A 21,065-nucleotide genomic window follows, 5' to 3' on the forward strand; every position below is an offset into this window, starting at 1 on the left:
TAATGGACGTAATGAAACCAGGAGTTTCTTTTCTCGTCCGACAGAATAATCATAGACGGGACTGAGGGCTTTGCCGGGTTTTGTGGTTGATATCTCGCCAAAAAGCGAAAAAAGCAGCGTTTTTAAGAGGAGTCTGGAAGGGAAAAACAGGGCCAGCGGAAACCACAGGCCCTGAGAAAAACGACGATTAATGCTCGCGCGTTTTACGGAAAGTCACATCAGGATAACGCTCCTGAGTGATATTGAGATTGACCATGGTCGGCGCGATATACGTGAGGTTATCGCCGCCATCAAGCGCAAGGTTGATCTCGTTTTTGCGTTGAAATTCATCGAATTTCTTCACGTCAGCACATTCAACCCAACGCGCAGTTGCCACGTTGACCGATTCGTAAATCGCCTCAACGTTGTATTCGCTTTTCAGACGCGCAACGACCACGTCAAACTGCAACACACCCACTGCGCCGACGATCAAATCATTGTTATGCACCGGACGGAATACCTGCACGGCGCCCTCTTCCGACAGCTGCACCAACCCTTTCAGCAATTGTTTCTGCTTCAGGGGATCGCGCAGGCGAATACGACGGAACAGTTCCGGGGCGAAGTTCGGGATGCCGGTGAACTTCATGTTCTCGCCCTGGGTAAAGGTGTCACCAATCTGAATGGTGCCGTGGTTGTGCAGACCGATGATATCGCCCGGATAGGCTTCTTCCACGTGCGAACGGTCACCCGCCATAAAGGTCAGCGCATCGGAGATCACCACATCCTTGCCGATACGTACCTGACGCAGCTTCATGCCCTTTTCATATTTACCGGACACCACGCGCATAAAGGCGACGCGGTCACGGTGTTTCGGGTCCATGTTGGCCTGAATCTTAAACACAAAGCCGCTGAACTTCTCTTCTTTGGCTTCCACGGTACGGGTGTCGCTCTGACGCGGCATCGGTGCCGGAGCCCAGGAAACCAGGCCATCCAGCATATGATCGACGCCAAAGTTACCCAGTGCGGTGCCGAAAAACACCGGGGTGATTTCGCCGCTCAGGAACAACTCTTCATCAAATTCGTTGGAGGCACCCTGCACCAGCTCCAGCTCGTCGCGCAGCTGCTGTGCCAGATCTTCACCCACCGCTTTATCGAGGTCCGGATTGTTCAGCCCTTTAACGATACGCACTTCCTGAATGGTGTGCCCCTGACCCGTCTGGTACAGGTAGGTTTCATCGTTATAGAGGTGATACACGCCTTTAAACAGTTTGCCGCAGCCGATCGGCCAGGTGATCGGCGCACAGGCGATCTTCAGCTCGTTCTCGACTTCATCCAGCAGCTCCATCGGGTCACGGATATCACGGTCAAGTTTGTTCATAAAGGTGATGATCGGCGTGTCACGCAGACGGGTCACTTCCATCAGCTTACGGGTACGATCTTCAACACCTTTAGCGGCATCGATCACCATCAGACAGCAGTCCACCGCCGTCAGAGTACGGTAGGTATCTTCCGAGAAGTCCTCGTGCCCGGGGGTGTCCAGCAGGTTCACCAGGCTGTCGCGATAAGGGAACTGCATCACCGAGGTGGTGATCGAGATACCACGTTGTTTCTCCATTTCCATCCAGTCGGATTTGGCGTGCTGGTTTGAGCCACGGCCTTTTACCGTACCGGCGGTTTGGATCGCCTGTCCGAACAGCAGAACTTTCTCGGTGATGGTGGTTTTACCGGCGTCCGGGTGCGAAATGATCGCGAAGGTACGGCGGCGCGCCACCTCTTGTAAAAAGGGAGCATTAGACATGAGTGAAATCTTCTCAAAGGGCAACGCACGAGCCGCGCGTTGCGAAAAAATCAGGGTGACCGGGGCAGAGCCAGCGGTTATTCAGGCGGCATAGCATACAATATTTCGGTGAGGTGGGGAATGTTGGGTGCACGCTGCCCCCTCATCCCAGCCTTCTCCCGCCAGCAGGAGAAGGAGGCGTGCTATATGCTCGATCGGTCCCCTCTCCCGCCAGCGAGAGAATGAAGTGTGCTATATGCTCGATCGGTCCCCTCTCCCGCCAGCGGGAGAGGGTTAGGGTGAGGGTGAGGGCAAGGAAAAACTAACCCAGCACCCGTGTTACGGCGGCTTTGAAGATTTTCACCCCAATCTCCAGCGAACTCAGTTCAAAATGCATATCCGGATGATGCAGGCCCGGTACCAGATTGGTGCCTAATCCCCAGAACCCGGCTTTCACCGTTGGGCATTTCACCGGGTAATAGAAGAAATCCTCGCTACCTGGCGTGGTTTTCGCACCCAGCAGCCCCTCTTCGCCCAGCACATCAACAATCGCAGCACGGATCACGGCGGTCGCTTCCTCATGGATCTCTGCCGCTGGCATCTCCTTCAGCACCACGACTTCGGCACTTGCCCCCAACGCAGCGACACTATTGATGACTGCCTGCGTCACTTTCTGCTTGAGGATATCCATCGGTTCATTTTCCTGTGAACGCAGATCCCACACCACGCGGGCTTCATCCGGCACCGAGTTAGTCACTCCGGCATCACAGAGAAAACGTGTTGCTTTGACACTCCAGTTCAACCCTGGCGACAGGTGAATGCTGTTCACCGCCTGCACCGCTTGTACTGCCGCATCCAGCGCATTGACGCCAAGATGTGGGCGGGCCGCATGCGCCGGCACACCTTTGATGGTCGCTTCCAGCGTGCTACAGGCGGAATAGATCACCGCAGGCGTCGCCTGTCCCACATGGCACTCCTCCAGCGGACGCACATGGAAACCAAGGATCATCTCAACATCCGCCATCGCACCGCCTTCAATCATCGACAGCGCACCCGCTCCCAGTTCTTCGGCAGGTTGAAACAGCAGTTTAAGACGACCTTTTTTGATCGCTCCCTCTTGTAACAGCTCCTGCGCGGCGGTCAACACCACCGAGGAGTGACCATCATGGCCGCAGGTATGGCGCGCGCAAGCGACACCCTCGATCACATGCCCCAGCGCATCCATATCCGCACGCAATGCCAGCACCGGGCCGGGGACACCGCTATCAATTTCCGCCACGATTCCGGTAGTGTGGTTAATGCCGCGAGTGACCTTGATCCCTGCCTGTTCCAACTGGTCGGCGATATAGGCTGAGGTTTTAAACTCCTGAAAGCCCAGTTCCGGGATTTCATGCAGAAAATGATAATGTTCTAAGACGTTGGACACCGGTTAGCTCCTAAACAAAAAAACGCATCACAAGCATGGCGATGACCGCATTGATGATGCTGGTCAGCATCAACAGCGGCCAATATTTTTTCGGTACATCGGCAACACCCAGCAGGCGGCCCATGTATTGCAACTGTGACCCCATCAGGAAAATCGCCGGGGCAAGGATCGTGATATCTGCGCCGCTCAGGGTGCCTTTGGTCAGCAGACTGACCGCCACCCCCACCGCCGCGGAGGAGGATAACCAAGCCGTCAGCAGTACGGTGATGGCTTCACCCGGCAGGCCAAACAGCCCCATCACCGGTGCGAAGAGGTGCCCGAGGAATTGCATGATGCCCAACAGATTCAACACTTCCGCCAGCACATAAGCCATCACCACATTGGGCATCAGGTTATGGATCGCAATATGGAAGCCTTTACGCGCCCCCACGATAAAAATATCGAAGGGGTTATTATTCACCCGGGCTGGCGCGTTATTTGACATCAGCAAAGTCCTTTTTATACACACTATTTAACATGAAACGGACAAAAGCCGCACCGACGAATTTGAGAACAAACATTAATACCAGCGGAATGATGATTGGCACCGTCATCGACGCAAACAGCGCTGAACCGATGGCAAAATAGTTATTGATTAAACCGGCACCGGAATATTGCCAGGCGGACATCACCACGATCTCTTTTTTGCTGACCTGCTGTTGGTCATACATCTCTTTGGTTAATGCCGCTCCGGCATCGGTACTTTGCAGATCGGTAATTAACGCCAGGCCACAGCGCCCCGGCAAGCCCATCAATGGTTTCAACAGCGGAGTCAACAGCCGGTGCGCGGCACGAATCGCGCCGTAATGGGTAAAGATTTCCAGCACGCCCAGCGCCAGCATCACCGTTGGGGCCAGCGACAGCGCAAACAAAAAGCCCGCTTTGGCGCTCAGGCCACCAGAACCGAGGAAGGTACTGGTTGATTCTTTCATGGTGCCGAAACTGCCGCCCAGAGTGGTGAAATCAAACGCCCCCAGCCAGCTAAAACCTTCAACCTTATAAAATAAGCCGGAGAAAAACAGAATGGCCAATATCAACGCGACATAACTGCCGATACCTGCCGTCACCCGTTCCGGTGTGGCAATGATTTTTTCTTCAGATATCAAACCCTCCTGCTGGTGTTATTTTTTAACCAGTCAGTTGCAATATATGGAACTAAGTTCTAAGCAGGATTTATGCCAGCTGTTATTTTCTTTAATTGCGAAAGCGCTAATTTTGTTCAGTAACAATTAAATCATCGGAATATCAATCCTTCCGGGCAAAGATATTAATCTTTGGGGAGGTTATTTCCCCGGATAAATATTTCCCCCCGGTAACCAGATTGCTGAAAATAAAATCAATTGCACGCAGGTGCACACACATCAGGCAACCGCTACGCACCATCATGGTGCAAGCGCCGTTAATGGAAAGAAGACAAAAATGAGAATCCGTCGCATTCAAAAACCTGAATAATTCCATTTATAATCAATAAGATAAATTCAACTTTTTGACGAAAATCACTTCACAAAAAAGTGAACATTGATGCATAATTCGCCGCACTCACCTGAAAAATTTAAAAAGGAATCAGCCATGTTAACTGCTGAAATGACTGCGCGTCTGAATGATCAACTGAATCTGGAATTCTTCTCTGCCAACCTCTACCTGCAAATGAGTGCCTGGTGCAGTGACAAAGGTTTTGAAGGCGCTGCCGCCTTCCTGAAAATGCACTCACGCGAAGAGATGGAACACATGCAGCGCCTGTTCGACTACCTGAGCGATGCCGGTTCGCTGCCGCTGCTGGGCAGCATTGCCGCGCCGCCGGTTAGCTGGAACTCCCTCGCGGAACTGTTCGAAGAAACGCTGAACCACGAAAAGCTGATCACCAGCAAAATCAATGAACTGGCTCATGCAGCAATGACCACGCAGGATTATTCCACCTTCAACTTCCTGCAATGGTACGTAGCCGAGCAGCATGAAGAAGAGAAGCTGTTCAAAACGGTACTGGATAAACTGGCGTTGGTGGGTAGCAAAGGTGAAGGCCTGTTCCTGATCGACAAAGATCTGGGCCGCATGAACACCGAAAGTCACGGCGCATAAGATGAAGCGGCCCGCATGGCGGGCCGATTTTTTTATCCCAGCGTTTTTAAGCGCAGCTCTGAGGGCTGTGGGCGACCAAACAGGTAGCCCTGGAACAGGGTACATCCCTCCTCACGTAAGCGCGCAAACTGCTCGCTGCTCTCCACTCCTTCTGCGGTAATCTGAATATCCAGACTCCGGCTCATCCCGGTGATCGCGCGAATAATCGCCAACGCTTCACGACTGTCGCCCATATCGTTGATAAACGACTTGTCGATTTTGATTTTGTCGAACGGGAAGGATCGCAGATAGCTGAGTGAAGAATAACCGGTGCCGAAATCGTCCAGCGCAATTTGCACCCCCAGCGCTTTCAGGTTTTGCAGGGTACGGATATTACCGAGGGCATCATCCAGCAGCACCGACTCGGTGATCTCCACTTCAAGGCGATGCGGTGCCAACCCGGACTCGCGCAATGCGCCTTCGACCACCGAAATCAACGAGCTGTTTTTGAACTGCAACGGCGACAGGTTAACCGACACCGATTGTTCCCCTTCCCAGCTTGCCGCTTCACGACAGGCTTCATACAGCGCATAAGCCCCCAGCAGGTGGATCAGGCCCGTCTCTTCGGCGATCGGGATAAAATCATTCGGCATGATCAGTCCTTTGATCGGATGATGCCAGCGCATCAGCGCTTCATAACCAATGATCCCCTTCTCATTCCCGTCGGTGATCGGCTGATAGTAGAGCTTGAGCTGACGTCCACTGATCGCATCGCGCAGATCGTTCTCGATCACCCGACGGCTACGCGCCAGATCATCCATCTCCAGCGTGAAATGCTCATAACGATTACGCCCGTTGCGTTTGGCTTCGTACAGCGCCATATCGGCGCAGCGTAGCATGTGCTCCGGCGTGTTGGCCGCCTGCGAACTCAGTGCGATCCCGACACTCAGCCCGACAGACAGATTATGTCCCTCCAGATTGACCGGAGGACGAATTGCCTCAATCAGCCGCTGCGCCACCACCGCAGCCTCATCGGCGTTACGGATGTTGGGCAACACAATCGCAAACTCATCACCGCCAATACGCGCCAGGGTGTCATGGTCACGTAACACGTTACGTAAACGCTTCGCCACTGTTCGCAACAGGTCATCACCAATCTGATGGCCCAGCGCATCGTTGACGTTTTTGAAGTTATCAAGATCGAGACACAGCGTGGCGGTGATATACCCGCCCTGCGTATCCGCGCGCAGTGCCTCACTTAACTTCTGGCGGAACAGAATGCGATTCGGCAGGCTGGTCAGGTTATCGTGGTGCGCCATGTGGTGAATGCGGGCATCGGCTTCGCGCTGATCGGTCACGTCTTCCACAATCAGCATCACAAAATTCTGCCGCAAATCTTTCCCGGCGATGGTGGTCGCGCGGGTATGCAAAATGCGTTCGCCGCCTGCGGTCAGCAACAGCTGTTCACGGGTATGGATACCTTCACTACGCAGGGCAATATCCGCCAGACTGTTGAAGTAATCACTCAGCTCCGCCGACATGCATTCGTGTGGCCGTTTATGCATGATCAACAGCTTATTGATACCAAACAGCTGCTCGGCTTTGTCATTGACCATCAGAATTTCACGCGTGATGGCGTCTTCGACAATGACGCAGGATGGGATATGGGTGATGATGGTATCGAGGAATTTTGACAGCTCAGACGCTTTGGCGCTCTGCGCTTCGGCCAGATCCCGTGCACGTAGCAACTGCTGCTCATGCTCCCGGCGCTCAGTCACATCGCGGGTAATTTTCGCAAAGCCAATCAGGCGGCCTTCTTCGTTATGGATGGCATCGATCACCACATGCGCCCAGAAGGCCGAGCCGTCCTTGCGGTAGCGCCAGCCCTCATCTTCGAAGCGCCCGGTTTTCAACGCGATACCGAGATTGGCATCCGGCGCTTTCGACTGACGCTCCTGTGCGCCGTAGAACACCGAAAAATGCTGGCCGACAATCTCTTCGGAGCGATAGCCTTTCGCGCGCTGCGCCCCGGCGTTCCAGTTCACCACTCGCCCCTGCACATCCAGCATGTAAATGGCGTAATCCCGCACTCCGGTCACCAGCAGGCGGAAGGTTTTTTCCTGCTCACGCTGGGCACGTAATAACGCCTGCTGTTCAGTACAGTCGCGGGTGATTTTGGCGTAACCAATCAACTTACCGGTATCATCACGGATGGCATCGATGATGACATGGGCCCAAAAGGCGCTGCCATCCTTACGATAGCGCCAACCTTCATCTTCAAAGCGCCCGGTTTTAAAGGCGATACCGAGGTTCTTCTCCGGGATGTGGTTAAGCCGATCCTGCGCGCTATAAAAACGCGAGAAGTGCTGTCCGACGATCTCTTCCGCGACATAACCTTTGGCGCGTTGTGCCCCGGCATTCCAATTTTCGACGTTGCCGTCCAGATCCAGCATGTAGATGGCGTAATCGGTGACACCTTCCACCAGCAAACGAAACCGTTCTTCCTGCTCACGCTGTCTGCGTTGCTGCTCCTGCTGCTGGGTACAGTCACGGGTGATTTTGGCAAAGCCGAGCAGTTCACCATATTGATCGCGGATGGCATCAATAATCACATGCGCCGAGAAGGCGCTACCGTCTTTGCGATAACGCCAGCCTTCGGTCTCAAAGCGTCCGGTGGCGGTGGCATTGGCTAAGCCACGCAGCGGTGCACCGTTTTTACGATCGTCTTCGCTGTAAAACAGCGCGAAATTCTTACCGACAATTTCTTCAGCGGTATAGCCTTTGGCGCGTTGTGCACCGGCATTCCAGCTCGCCACCGTACCGTCTGGCTTGAGCATGTAGATGGCGTAATCAAGCACACTCTGTACAAGCAGCCGGTACATGACGTCAGAATTATTATCCATTGTTAGTTGCCTATTGCTGGCCTGATGTCACCTGGTTACCCAGGAAAATTCTTAATTGCTCTGCAGACTTAATAGCAAATACGCAGCGTTGACAAGCGCTATCAGCCGACAGGCGAAAGTTGGTAGTTTGGTTATCGGCAATGGCGAGAAATTGTTCAGTGGGATACTCAATCAATTATGCAGTGTTGACGGTGCTCAGGCTTGCCAGGGTAAAACACCGTGCGGCAGACGGCGTGTCAGGCGGGTAGCCAGTGCCATCAGCAGGCAAACCACCACAATCATCAGACATCCGACCGCCGCCGCCAGTGACGCCGAACCGCCTTCGTCGAGAAAGACAATGGTTGGCCCGATGGTCTGTGTTTGTGACGTCACCAGCAGCACCGACACCTGGATCTCATTCAGCGCCGTCAGGAACACCAGCACCGTCCCAGCCAGCGTCGAAGGGGCGGCCAGCGGTAGCAAAATATCGCGCATACGCCGCAGGAAACCGGCCCCACACAACCGCGCGGCTTCATCCAGCGCCGGTTCCAGTTGGGCGAATCCGGCCAACGTCGGACGCAGCACCAGTGCAAGGAAGTTTGCCAGATAGGCGGCAAGGATGATCCAGACCGTGCCATATAGCGACACCTCAATCAGCGGCAAGGGACGCAGAAAAAACAACAACGCCGCCACGCCGGTGACAATCCCCGGCAACGCATAGGTCAGTTCGCTGGCCAACCATAACCCCCGTACCAGTCGCGTGCGCCGCCAACTGAGGAAATACGCCAAAAACAGCGCCATCACGGTGAGGATAATCGCCGCCAGGCTGGTGAGGCCAAGGCTGGTGAGAAACGCCTGACGCACCGCCGGATAGCCCCACAAAGCAGCACGGAAGTTTTCCAGCGTCAGGGTCTGCCAGGTCAGCGCCTGGCCGTAGCCGTGCGTCAGCGCGGTGATCAGCAATGCGCTGACCGGCAGAAGTAAGGTCAACACCATCCATAACCATACGCAGGCCTCGACGACATAACGTGAGCGGCCCAACGGTTGCCGCCACAGACGAGGTGCCCCGCTGACACGAACATCATGGCGACCGCCCAGCCAGGCACTCAGCCCCATACCCGCCAGCGTAATCAGGGCGATCAACAGCGCATACACTGCCGTATTGGGTAACGCGCCAGGTCCAATACCGTTCAGTTGCTGATACACCAGGGTGATCAGCGTCGGTACACGCGCCGGAATACCCAGCATCGCCTGGATACCGAAATTGCCCGCAGCAGCGACAAACGTCAGCGCTGCGCTGGCAAAAATGGCCGGGCGCGCCAACGGCAGGATAATGGTGAACAGCACCCGCCAACGCGACGCCCCGCTCACCTGCGCAGCTTCCACCAGGTCGGCAGGCAAACGCCGCAGCCCGGCACGCACGGTTAGAAACACCAGCGGCGCATTGTGCATGCCCAACAGCAGTACGATTCCCGTCATCGAATACAACGGTTGCTCGCCGGGGGGGAACCACGGCAGCCCCAGCGCGGCAAACAGCAGCGCCAGCGGACTGGAAGGCGCTAACGCTTGCAACCAGGCCAGCGCCGTCACCTGTGGTGGGATCATCAATGGCAGGATAAAGGCAAACACCCAGGCGGTTTTTGCCCGTAAATCGGTGAGCGCCACCAGCCAGGCGGCAAAGGTGCCGAGCAACAAAGACAGGGCGGTTGAACTCAGGGCGATCAGCAGCGTGTTGCTGGTCGCAACCAGCACCCGCTCGCTGCCCAGCAAGCGCAGCAGCCGCGCCATATCCGGTACACCCTGCGGTGCCAGCGCGGTCCACACCAGCCGCAGCAACGGTGCCACCGACAGTGACGCAATCAGCAGCACCATCAGCACCAGCACGACCCCTTCACTGCGCAGCCGCCAGCGTTGACCGCCGCGTGCCGCATTCCGCCATTCGTTGCTCAGCACGCTCATCGTCAGCCGCCAAATAGCTGAGTGAACTGGTCGCGCACCTCAGCATCCTCGTTGATGGCTTTTGCCACATCCGGCGTCAACAACTTGATCTGGCTGATGGGGGTAAAGCCTGCCGGGGCCGCCACGCGATCATCCACCGGGCGATTGCCCTGCTCGACCACCAGTTTTTGTCCTTGCTCCGACAGCATAAAATCGACGAAGGCTTTGGCCGCTGGCAGGTTATGCACCGTCTTCATGATCGCCACCGGCTCCGTGACATAAGAGACGCCCTCTTTCGGATAGACCAGGTCCACCGGCGATCCCTTTTTCTTTGCCAGGATCACATCGGCATCGGTGATCACACCATATTTATCCAGGCCACTGGCTACCGCCTTCAATGCCGGGCCGTTGCCGCCCTGCGGAGCCACGCCAATCGCCGCCAGTTTTTTGTAGAAATCCCAGCCAATATCGGGCGTGTTGATATCGGTATGCAGCTTGTACAGCGCGGCCCCGGAGTACAGCGGGCTGGGCATCGCGATTTGACCTTTATTTGCGGCCACCGCCAACGCGTTCCAGCTGTCGATCGGTTTCGCATGCTGGGTGTTATACGCAATCACCGTGGAAATAATTTTGGTGCCAAAGAAGGTTTTATCTTTGTCGTAGAACGACGCATTGATATGGCTGACCGGCGCATCCTGGTAGCTATATAACTGGTTCTCTTTTTTCAGTGCGCCGAGGTTGATGGCATCGGCAATCAGCAGCACGTCGGGTTTTGCCTGGCCGCTCATCATCTCAGTACGCAACACGTTCATCAGTTGGGTAGTGCCATTGCGCGTCCACTCCACCTCCACGTTAGGGTAAGCGGCTTTGAAAGCATCAATGGTTTGTTGCGCGATTTCGGGAGCCTGTGAGGTGTATACCACCAGTTTGCCTGAGGGTGTGTCGGCAGCGTGGCTGGCCGCTGCGAGCAATAATCCACTGGATAACAGCAAAACATTTAACGAAGTGCGCATAGCCTTTTCCATGAGTTGTTATGAAGGAAGAATCCAGCCGTCGCGGACTGCCACACCGACGGTGGCAGCGACAACGGGTAGCGGGCCATCCGCCAGCATCAGCGTCAGGCTGCTTTCGGGCGCATCCAGAGGCATCAGGTTCAGCTGATGGTGGCCGCCGCGATAAATCACGCGCTGCACGCGCGCGGCAAATTGTGCTTCGCGCGGTCCCGCCAGCGCGAAATCGACCGCATGAAAACTGGCTTTGCCTTGTGGACAGGGTTGCTGCTGCGGTGCGCAGCGCAACGACACGCGCAACCCGCACAAGGTGGCGAATGCCCGCCCCTCGCCAACCGGTTCGATATCGCTGACGGGCAGCACTTTGCCATCGTCAATAAAGGTAGCGACCATCTGGTTAGCCGGTTCACGCCACAGGGTTTGCGGAGTGGCGAACTGCATCACGCGGCCGCCATCCATCACCACGATACGATCGGCCAATGCCATGGCTTCATGTTGATCATGGGTGATGTACAGCAGCGTGGCGTGGCTATGTCGGTGGAAGCGCCGGAACTCCTCCTCCATGGTGGCGCGCAGATGCACATCCAGATTGGCGAGCGGTTCATCCAGCAGCACCAACGAGGGCTGAGCCACCAAACAACGTGCCAGCGCGACGCGCTGCCGCTGTCCACCGGAGAGATCGGCCGGACGACGCCCGGCAAAGGCTTGCAGCCCAACCAGCGCCAGCGCCTGCTGGGTGCGCTGCTCACGTTGGTGACGTGCCACGCCGTTGACCTTCAGGCTGTAGGCAACGTTTTCCGCCACCGTCATATGCGGCCACAAGGCATAGCTCTGAAACACCACGCCGAGTTGGCGCTCCTCGGGCGGCAGATGGACGCCCGCAGCAGCAAAGCAGCGATCGCCGACGTGGATCTCACCGGCATCGGCGGTTTCAAAGCCCGCCAGCAGACGTAACAGGGTGGTTTTGCCGCAGCCGGAAGGGCCAAGTACGGCGATAAATTCTCCCTGCGCGATATGCAGGGAGATGTCATGCAGGACCGGCTGTGCCGCGAAAGATTTGCACAGTCCGCGAAGGGTAATCGCCGCCATCAATTGGGCCTTTATCTGACAATTTGGCTAAGACCCTACGACAATCAGATGACAGCGCCGTGACATTGGGTTTACGTTTCCGTGCCAGATTCCGTCAGATGCATCGCGATATAGCGCTCGTACCGCGCGGCTTTGACCCGCGTCAGGTCAACCAACACCAGACCATCGATGCAGTGGTTAAAGTCGGGATCGCTACCGAAATCAATAAACTGCACGCCACCCGGCTCGCACAGCTCCGAGTATTGCTTGTACAGCGTCGGAATGGCGGTGCCGAGGTTGGCAAGCAGATGCTTCAACCGGCGCAGATCTTCCTGGTAATTGTCACCGGTAAACTGTGCCAACACTTCCGGTAATGAAGCCGGATAGGGACGACGTGATGTCGCCAGCGGCAACTCCGTCGGGAAATAGAGACGATAAAACGCCACCAGCAAGTCGCGGGCAGCCAGCGGCATCCCGCCGGAGATCGACACCGGGCCAAACAAATAACGGGTTTCCGGGTAACGCGCGATATAGGCACCAATCCCCATCCACAGGTAATCCAGCCCGCGTTTGCCCCAGTAGGCCGGCTGGATAAAGCTGCGCCCCAGCTCCAGCCCCTGGCGGATGATTGGCAACATCCGTTCGTCATAATGGAACAGGCTGTCGCTGTAGATCCCTTCCAGGCCGCGCCGCTCCAGCTGTTCTCCACCCGGAATAAAACGGTACGCGCCGACAATCTCCAGCTCGGCGTCATCCCACAAAATCAGGTGATAATAATCATCATCGTACTTATCCAGGTCACGACGTCGGCCACTGCCCTCGCCTACCGCGCGGAAGGCAATTTCACGCAGCCTTCCCAGCTCACGCAGCAACGGCACCCAGCTTGCGCCATTACGCCGCCACAGGTAGATCTGCTTGCCATCCGGCAAGGTGCCGAGTTGCTCGCTCTCCAGCAGGGCTTTTTTCAGCTCGGCACGATCTTCCGGGCGGGCAATCGCCGCTTCGGTTTGAAACAGGCCGCGCCGCCCCTGACCGACACGGTACAGATGCTTCCGCAGGCGTTTCGCCAGCTCTTTACCTGGCGTATGGCCATCGTGCCAGTGCGCAAACGGGATCTGCTCGCCGATATGCAGCTTGATACGCGAACCGCGCTGGCGAAACATCTCGCGCACCAGCATCAGCAAGGCCAGTGGCGGGGCAATCTGGGTAGCGGCATAAAAAGCCGCGCTGTTGCGTCCCACCACGTGTACCGGCACCAGCGGTGCACGCGCACGCGCCGCGAGGCGCAGGAAACTGTGATGCCAGCGGCGATCGCGCACCCCACGGGTGGTCAGACGCGATACTTCGCCTGCCGGGAAAATGATCAGTGCGCCCTGATTATCGAGATGCTGTTGCATACGCGTCAGCTGTTCACGGCTGGTGCGGTTGCCCATGTTATCCACCGGCAGCATCAGATTATTCAGCGGTTCCAGCATCATCAGCATGCGGTTAGCAACGATTTTCACATCACGTCGCACCTGCGACACGGCAGCCAGCAGTGCCAGACCATCCAGCGCACCAAGCGGGTGGTTAGCGACAATCACCACCGGGCCATGCGAGGGGATTTGTTCCAGATCGCGCTCGCTTAACTCGCAGCGTACATCAAGGTGTTCCAGCACCTGCTCCACCATATCCACCCCTTGCAGGTGGCGGTAGCGCGCGGCAAATTGTTGAAATTCGTTTTCACGCAGTGCCCATTTCAACAGGCTTTTTTGCCATCCCGCCGGTTGAAAGCCTGGCCAGTAAGTATTGAGAACCTGATCAACAGAAAACATAGTTCACCTTCTTGTATGGAGCGGTTATCGCCCCGAAGGTAAAACGGCTTGTTTTCAGATTTATGACGTGAGGGGGTGGTTTGAAAAGACACGCAATAATTTGCGCCGCAACGGTGGGTCGCGGCGCGGTTTATCACGTTTTACAATTTCAGCGGCGGTAACTGCGAGAACACGCTCAGCAGCCCTTTACTCCACAGCTGGCGAATCTGCGAAAAATAGGGGTGCTGGTCGGTAATATGGTACTGCTCGTTATCGCTAAAAGTGTCGCTGTGATAAATCATCACATCCAGCGGCAACCCGACCGAGATATTACTCGCCAGGGTGGAATCCATCGAAATCAGCGCGCACTGCATCGCCTGGCTGAGCGGTGTTTCGTAGCGCAGCACCCGGTCGATAATGGGTTTGCCGTATTTGCTTTCACCAATCTGGAAATACGGGGTATCGACGCTGGCTTCAATAAAATTCCCCTGCGGGTAGATTTGAAACAGCCGTGGCTCCTCGCCACGGATCTGTCCGCCGAGTAACAGCGTACCGCCAAACTCTTCACCATCGCGCTTAATCACTTCGCGCAGCGTCTCGCCCACCAGTAACGCAATGTCGTACAACGATTTCCCGTTCAACAGATTGGGTTGGTCGTGGTCATCATTACCGCGTCGCAGTAGGCTCATCACGCTTTGCGTGGTGGCGAGATTGCCAGCGCTTTGCAACACCAGCGTGCGTTCATCATCCACCTGAAACACATGCAACTTACGAAACGACGAAATATGATCGACGCCCGCGTTGGTGCGTGAGTCGGAAACAAAAATCATCCCTGATGATAAACGCATTGCCACACAATAAGTCATAGTCACGCCTGCAAAGAGAATTACTGCTGCGAGTGCACCTGTTGCACCGCAGCCACCGCCAGCATATCTTCACCCCCGCCGCCCAAACGCATGCCGCGTACCGGACAGGCATCGAGATAATCCACGCCCACCGCCAGTCGCAAGTGCTGCCGGGTGCTGCGGGTATTGTTGGTGATATCAAAGCTGTGCCAACTGCCATCCAGCCAGGCCTCAACCCAGGCATGGGTGGCAACGTGTTCGACATTGTCAGTATAGAGATAACCGCTGACATAACGCGCCGGAATCCCCAGACTGCGACAGCAGGCAAGAAACACGTGGCTGTGATCCTGGCAAACGCCAGAGCCGGCGGCAAATACTTTCGCGGCGGTATCACTCACCTGCGTGCTGCCGGGCCGATAAGGCATTTTCAGCAGCAGTTCTCCCATCAGTTTTTCCAGGCTGGCGAGCGGCGCTTCAGGTCGCCAGTAACGCAGAGCAAAATCGCGGATAGCGCTATCCGGCTGGGTCAGCGGCGTGCCACGCAGGAAAATCAGCGGCGACAGCGTTGAATCGGGATCGGCCGCCAGTTCACCTTCATCCAGGATATCCACCACGCCACGCGCGGCAATCTCCAGCATCTGATGCGGGGTGTCCAGCGTCAGCACATGCATCACGTTGCCGTAAGCATCGACGGTACGGGTGGCATCACAGGGCAGCGCCAGCTCCCACGACAGCACTTTCTGATGCACCGAGTTTTGCGGCGTCAGGCGCAGATACTGGGTGCTGAGTTTGACCTGCTGCTCATAGGCATACCAGGTTTTATGCTCGATATTCAGTCTCATTTTGCCTCCAAATACGTGTGATTGATGCTGTCTGCCAAGGCGTTGATGTTCTCAAGGAAATGGTTCAGCCAGTGGTTCAGGCCGTCACGCGTCAGGCTCTCCCAGGTGCTGAAGCGCATCTCAGCCAGCAGTACTGTGGCGAGATAGCGCGGACGATCTTCGCCGCTGCTGCCGATCTGCTCCAGTTGGTTAGCGATCTCCTCGATGCAGGAGTGCAAGGATCGTGGGCTTTCGCTGCGCAGAATCAGCATTTCATTGACCAGATCCGGCATCAGTTGTTGTTTGAAAATCGCGTTATACGCCTCGCGCGCGGACACCGCGCGCAGCAGGGTGTCGAGGCAATAATATTCACGCACCGAATCGGGGTGCTGCTCCAGCAATTGCTGATTGACGCTCAGCAGACGGGTACTGCCGTCAGCGCGTTCCATCAGCGTGCCGAGACGGATAAAGCTCATGGCATCGCCACGCAGCAGGGTGCCAAACATCGCCCCGCGAAACAGGTGAGAACGTTCTTTTACCCAGTCGAAAAAGCTGTCGGCATTGGCGCTGGTGATCCCGCGACGACGCATTTTGCGCATCTCGATCCAAGTCGAGTTGATGCTTTCCCATACCTCTGAGGAGAGGCTACCGCGCACCGCGTGGGCGTTGTTCCACGCTGATTGCCAGCAGCTGAAAATGCTGCTGGGGTTGCGCTCGTCAAGGGCAAAAAAGTTAAACAACTGCGGCATGGTGAAACGCCCGTTAAGGGTTTCAAACAGCTGACGCGTGCCCGTGAGGTTGAGCGGCAACAGCAGCTCATCACCGTGACTGTTACGCACCGGCATCAGCGACAGCCGGTTCGTCACATCCAATACCCTGGCGAGTTGTTCCGCGCGCTCCAGATAGCGCGCCATCCAATAGAGGCCACTGGCCGTGCGGCTTAGCATGATGCGTCATCCTCCAGAACCCAGGTATCCTTGGTGCCACCGCCCTGCGATGAGTTCACCACCAGCGAACCTTCGGTCAGCGCCACACGGGTTAAGCCGCCCGGCACCAGACGGATATCCGCCCCACACAACGCAAACGGGCGCAGGTCGATATGGCGCGGCGCGAGGCCGTTATCGATAAAGGTCGGGCAGGTCGACAGCGATAGGGTATTCTGCGCAATGTAATTATCCGGCCTTGCCTGGAGACGGGCACGGAAGTCGCTCAGCTCCTGCTGGCTCGCCACCGGGCCAATTAACATGCCGTAGCCACCTGCGCCGTGCACCTCTTTCACCACCATTTGATCGAGGTTGGCCAGCACGTAGGAGAGATCTTTGGGGTTACGGCATTGCCATGTGGGCACGTTGTTGAGGATCGGATCTTCGTCGAGGTAAAACCGGATCATATCCGGCACATAAGGGTAGATCGATTTGTCATCCGCCACCCCGGTGCCGATGGCATTCGCCAGCACCACATTCCCGGCGCGGTACACCGACAGCAATCCCGGCACGCCAAGCATTGAGTCCGGACGGAACGCCAGCGGATCGAGGAAGGCATCATCCACTCGCCGATAGATCACATCCACCTTGCATGGCCCGGCGGTGGTGCGCATCATCACCGCGCCATCTTTGACAAACAGATCGGCGCTCTCCACCAGCTCGACACCCATCTGCTGCGCCAGGAAGCTGTGTTCGAAATAGGCGCTGTTGAAACGGCCTGGCGTCAGCACCACCACCACCGGATCGTTCACCGGCGAGCTTTCACGTAACGTCTGCAACAGATGCGACGGATAACGCTCCACCGGCGCGACATGTTGCTCGGCAAATAACTCCGGGTAGAGGCGCATCATCATCTTACGGTTCTCCAACATATAGGAGACGCCAGACGGCGTGCGCAGGTTATCTTCCAGTACGTAATATTCGCCATCGTTATTGCGCACCATATCCACGCCGACGATATGCGCATAGATATTACGATGTAGATCAACACCTTGCATACAAGGTTGGTACTGATCGTTGACCAGCACCTGTTCGGCAGGAATGATGCCCGCCTTCAGGATGTGCTGTTGATGGTAGATATCGTGCAGGAAGGCGTTGAGGGCTTGCACCCGTTGTCGAATACCGCGATCGAGCATTGCCCATTCGCTGGCAGGAATAATGCGCGGCACGCTGTCGAACGGAATCAGGCGCTCTGCGCCACCGTCCTCACCATAGACGTTGAAGGTGATGCCAACGCGATGAAACAAAAGTTCCGCCTCTTCGCGTTTACGCGCCACTGCCTCTTTGTCCGCCGCTTGCAACCATTCCCAGTAGTGCTGATAGTGAGCGCGGTGTTGGCCGTCGCTCAGCAACATCTCATCATAGAAGTGTGATGCTATCTGGTAGCTTTCTTTCATGATTTACCCGGCGCTTGTCAGAGGACCTGATTCCACTGCTGCACAAACTGTGCCAGGCGCGTGCGGACTGCACCGCACGCGCACCTTATCAGTGAGTTAACGCCGGAAATAAGTGCAACGCACCTTATTGGTGCAAAAGCTGCTGCGCGACCGGTAACCAGATTTCCGTCATTGCCCCCTCCCCGCCGGTGAAAGGATCGCGCTTCGGCATGGGTACGCGCTGAATCTGCGCCTGAGCGGTTCTCAGAAAACGCGGTTCATCGCGTAGCGTTTCCGGCGATATACCTTCAGGATAGGCGCCAACGGTGAAGAAATCCTCACTGGCGTGGATCTGTTTATGACCCACTCCTGCCGGAATGAGCACCGCATCTCCTTCCCGCAGCGTCACCATGCGGCCACTGTCACCACCGAATAACACTTCCGCCCAACCCGCGCCAACGCCGAGCACTTCATGGGTGTTCGGGTGGTAATGGGTATACGGGAAGATAGGTGAACGCCACGCCACGGGCCAGCCGTTGCGGGCAAAGGTCTCTTCAAACCAAATCGCGGTGTCCTGATTTTCCTCGTCATCGCTGTCATTGTCGGGGGCGACCCCCGGCCAGATGATCAGTGGCAACGGATTATTCGGCACCCCGCCAGACGGGATAGATAACATCAGATGCTGCGGGTTACTGGAAGCCCCTGCGGAAAAGGTGCCAGCGGCGAAAGACATCAGTAACAGCAGGCTGGATGGGTAGGCAGTCATACTCTTTCTCCGGTTAGCCACGTTGCTTAAGTGTGGCAAAAACGGATGACAATACAATGTGCTCAGGTCCGCAAAATTCACATAAAAGCATGATTTTGCTAACTAAAGCCAAATTAATGATTAACCTCTTTAACATTTCGGGCGCAACGGCGGTCGCCTGCGATTTTCTACGCAACTGTTATAAAAATTCTGCACTGATCTGTGTCTGCCGCTCTTCACTGTTACGTGCTTTACTGGCAGGCAGTTAAAGAGAGGTGAACAATGGACGCCATAAAACAAATCCTGCTTGATGAAATCGCCACCCTGAACCGTGAAGAACGTCGCGATAATTTGCCGCGTTTTAGCTTTTCGTTTCTGAAAACGCACCCGGGTCTGTGGGCGGTGATGTACCTGTGCTACGGGCTGTGCGTGGCGCTGATTTTCTCAACCGACATGCTTGGTTGGCCCGCGTTTTGGTTTGCCACGGTATTCGTGCTGGTGATGAGCTTTTTAATGCTGCTGGATATCAACCCTAAATACCGCTTTGAAGATATCGATGCATTGGATCTGCGCGTTTGCTACAACGGCGAGTGGTATTACATTCAGCCAGTATCATCGCAGGGTATCAGCAAGATTCTGGATAACCCCGGCACGCCAGATCGCGTCCGCAGCGGGATTCATCGTCTGATGCAGCAGAAGGGCGAAGTCGATTTTTACGATGTGTATTACCTGACCTGGGGACATCAACAGGCGGCACAGGTTTAAATTCAACCTGGCTCCCTCATCCCGACCTTCTCCCGCTAGCGGGAGAAGGTCGGGATGAGGGAGTCAGGCCGCAGAAGACTGCGCGATAAATCGCGCCGCTACGGGTGCAGTTGTTTGATTAACTGACCTAATTTTTCTACCGCCGCCTCGGCGCGCGCATCCCACGGCCAGGCAGTATTGAAGCGAAAGCAGTGACGGAAGTCTTCACTGCTGGAAAATAGCTGCCCCGGCGCGATACTGATCCCCTGCTCTAACGCCAGATGGTATAGCTGCGTGGTGTTGATGCCCTGGGGTAAGGTCACCCACAAAAAGTAGCCTCCCGGCGTATCACTGATGCTGGCTTCTGCCGGTAACACCTGACGCAACGCGGCCCGTGCCAGCTGTTTGCGTTTGGCCAGTGTTTGGCGCAACCGTTTCAGGTGGCTGTCATAGCTACGGGTAGAGAGAAAATCCGCCAGCGCCAGTTGCATCGGCGCACTGGTGGAAAGTGTACTCATCAGCTGAATGCGCTGGACGCGCTGCGCATGCCGGCCCGCAGCCACCCAGCCGATACGAAAACCCGCCACCAGGTTCTTCGAAAAACTGCCGCAATGCATCACATCGCCAGTGCGATCGAAGGCTTTCGCCGGTAGTGGTTTTTCATCGCCAATCCACAGCTCGCTGTAAACGTCGTCTTCAATCAACGCCACGTCATAGCGCGCCAACAGCGCTACCAGTTGTTCTTTGCGCGTGTTGCTGAGGGTAAAACCCAGCGGATTTTGCCGGTTGGTCATCAGCCAGCAGGCTTTCACCGGCCAGCGTTGCAGTGCCTGTTCCAGTTCATCAAAATCCATGCCCTGCTCAACATCGCTGGCAATGGCGATCGCGTTCAGCTTCAGGCGTTCAATTGCCTGTAATGCACCGTAGAACGAGGGATTTTCGATCACCACCCAATCCCCCGGCTCCGTCACCGCCTGCAAACTCAGGTTGAGGGCTTCCATGGCACCATTGGTGATAACGATGTCATCGGGCGAGATGGTGATCCCCTGCTGCGCGTAACGTTGCGCAAGGATTTTGCGTAGCTCAGGGTTACCCGGTGGCAAATTGTTGAGCGCATCAGTCGGTTTCAGATTGTGCGAAACTTTGACCAGCGAACGCATCAACTGGCGCTGCGGAAACAGTTCCGGATCCGGGAAAGCCGAACCAAACGGCATAATCGCCGGGTCGCGCGTCGCCTGGAGAACATCGAAAACGAAGCTGTTGGTATCAGTTTGCTCCGGGCGTTCCACCGTTTGTGTCGCCAGCCGCGTCCGCGCAGCCGCCGCGCGTGGCGCGATGTAGTAGCCGGATTGCGGTTTTGACAAGATCCAGCCCTGACTCTCCAGCACCTCATACGCGTGCATCACCGTCATCAGGCTGAGGCCCGATTGATCAGCCTGCTGACGCAGTGACGGCAATTTTTCGCCGGGCTGCCAGATGTTAGCTTCGATTTGTTCACGCAGTTGATCGACCAACTGCTGGTATTTCGCCACCTGAATCTCCGTCAGAATGCTATGCGAGGATTCTCCCTCACCCTGCCCCTAT

At 56.1% G+C, this 21,065-nt stretch carries 17 protein-coding genes; 2 read left to right on the forward strand and 15 right to left on the reverse strand.

Annotated elements, in window-relative coordinates:
- Nucleotides 1-187: 187 nt before the first annotated feature.
- From prfC to PAT9B_RS16815, 4 genes are all read right to left on the reverse strand, one after another.
- A complete protein-coding gene (gene prfC / locus PAT9B_RS16800; RefSeq protein WP_013510477.1) occupies nt 188-1,777 on the reverse strand; it encodes a peptide chain release factor 3 in 1,590 nt (529 codons plus the stop codon).
- A 301-nt stretch (nt 1,778-2,078) separates the two neighbouring features.
- On the reverse strand, nt 2,079-3,182 hold the full coding sequence (locus tag PAT9B_RS16805; RefSeq protein WP_013510478.1) for an amidohydrolase: 1,104 nt from the start codon (nt 3,180-3,182) through the stop codon (nt 2,079-2,081).
- 10 nt (nt 3,183-3,192) lie between these two features.
- Complete coding sequence (locus PAT9B_RS16810) at nt 3,193-3,666, reverse strand: YjiG family protein (RefSeq protein WP_013510479.1); 474 nt, start codon at nt 3,664-3,666, stop codon at nt 3,193-3,195.
- Nucleotides 3,656-4,288 (reverse strand): nucleoside recognition domain-containing protein, encoded by a 633-nt coding sequence (locus PAT9B_RS16815; RefSeq protein ID WP_369700785.1) that lies wholly within the window; start codon nt 4,286-4,288, stop codon nt 3,656-3,658. The genes PAT9B_RS16810 and PAT9B_RS16815 overlap by 11 nt, the downstream gene beginning before the upstream one ends.
- Nucleotides 4,289-4,790: 502 nt before the next feature.
- Here PAT9B_RS16815 and ftnA point away from each other — a divergent pair.
- The gene (ftnA, locus tag PAT9B_RS16820; RefSeq protein ID WP_013510481.1) at nt 4,791-5,297 is read left to right on the forward strand and encodes a non-heme ferritin; all 507 of its coding nucleotides are present in this window, start codon (nt 4,791-4,793) and stop codon (nt 5,295-5,297) included.
- 32 nt (nt 5,298-5,329) lie between these two features.
- Here ftnA and PAT9B_RS16825 read toward each other — a convergent pair whose 3' ends face one another.
- The 10 genes from PAT9B_RS16825 to PAT9B_RS16870 form a co-directional block, all read right to left on the reverse strand.
- Nucleotides 5,330-8,179 (reverse strand): EAL domain-containing protein, encoded by a 2,850-nt coding sequence (locus PAT9B_RS16825; protein ID WP_013510482.1) that lies wholly within the window; start codon nt 8,177-8,179, stop codon nt 5,330-5,332.
- 195 nt (nt 8,180-8,374) lie between these two features.
- Complete coding sequence (locus PAT9B_RS16830) at nt 8,375-10,117, reverse strand: iron ABC transporter permease (RefSeq protein WP_013510483.1); 1,743 nt, start codon at nt 10,115-10,117, stop codon at nt 8,375-8,377.
- A 2-nt stretch (nt 10,118-10,119) separates the two neighbouring features.
- The gene (locus PAT9B_RS16835; protein WP_190274640.1) at nt 10,120-11,121 is read right to left on the reverse strand and encodes an ABC transporter substrate-binding protein; all 1,002 of its coding nucleotides are present in this window, start codon (nt 11,119-11,121) and stop codon (nt 10,120-10,122) included.
- A gap of 6 nt (nt 11,122-11,127) precedes the next feature.
- Nucleotides 11,128-12,195, reverse strand: coding sequence for an ABC transporter ATP-binding protein (locus tag PAT9B_RS16840; RefSeq protein WP_013510485.1), 1,068 nt, complete (start codon nt 12,193-12,195; stop codon nt 11,128-11,130).
- Between the two features lie 71 nt (nt 12,196-12,266).
- Nucleotides 12,267-13,988 carry a lysophospholipid acyltransferase family protein gene (locus PAT9B_RS16845; RefSeq protein WP_013510486.1) on the reverse strand — a complete coding sequence of 574 codons (1,722 nt, stop codon included), beginning with the start codon at nt 13,986-13,988 and terminating at the stop codon, nt 12,267-12,269.
- A gap of 140 nt (nt 13,989-14,128) precedes the next feature.
- Nucleotides 14,129-14,833, reverse strand: a complete 705-nt coding sequence (locus tag PAT9B_RS16850; RefSeq protein ID WP_013510487.1) for a proteasome-type protease — start codon at nt 14,831-14,833, stop codon at nt 14,129-14,131.
- Between the two features lie 20 nt (nt 14,834-14,853).
- Nucleotides 14,854-15,654: a transglutaminase family protein gene (locus PAT9B_RS16855; RefSeq protein ID WP_013510488.1), complete on the reverse strand. Its 801-nt coding sequence runs from the start codon at nt 15,652-15,654 to the stop codon at nt 14,854-14,856.
- The gene (locus PAT9B_RS16860; protein ID WP_013510489.1) at nt 15,651-16,580 is read right to left on the reverse strand and encodes an alpha-E domain-containing protein; all 930 of its coding nucleotides are present in this window, start codon (nt 16,578-16,580) and stop codon (nt 15,651-15,653) included. Before PAT9B_RS16860 ends, PAT9B_RS16855 begins: the two co-directional genes overlap by 4 nt.
- Nucleotides 16,574-18,013 (reverse strand): circularly permuted type 2 ATP-grasp protein, encoded by a 1,440-nt coding sequence (locus PAT9B_RS16865; protein WP_013510490.1) that lies wholly within the window; start codon nt 18,011-18,013, stop codon nt 16,574-16,576. Before PAT9B_RS16865 ends, PAT9B_RS16860 begins: the two co-directional genes overlap by 7 nt.
- Nucleotides 18,014-18,137: 124 nt before the next feature.
- Nucleotides 18,138-18,758, reverse strand: a complete 621-nt coding sequence (locus tag PAT9B_RS16870; RefSeq protein ID WP_013510491.1) for a hypothetical protein — start codon at nt 18,756-18,758, stop codon at nt 18,138-18,140.
- A gap of 261 nt (nt 18,759-19,019) precedes the next feature.
- On the opposite strand from PAT9B_RS16870, the gene PAT9B_RS16880 reads away from it, so the two are divergent.
- On the forward strand, nt 19,020-19,502 hold the full coding sequence (locus PAT9B_RS16880) for a YlaC family protein (protein ID WP_013510493.1): 483 nt from the start codon (nt 19,020-19,022) through the stop codon (nt 19,500-19,502).
- 98 nt (nt 19,503-19,600) lie between these two features.
- Here PAT9B_RS16880 and PAT9B_RS16885 read toward each other — a convergent pair whose 3' ends face one another.
- A complete protein-coding gene (locus PAT9B_RS16885; protein WP_013510494.1) occupies nt 19,601-21,013 on the reverse strand; it encodes a PLP-dependent aminotransferase family protein in 1,413 nt (470 codons plus the stop codon).
- Nucleotides 21,014-21,065 lie beyond the last annotated feature (52 nt).

The sequence above is a fragment of the Pantoea sp. At-9b genome (assembly GCF_000175935.2).
Classification (GTDB): Bacteria; Pseudomonadota; Gammaproteobacteria; order Enterobacterales; family Enterobacteriaceae; genus Pantoea.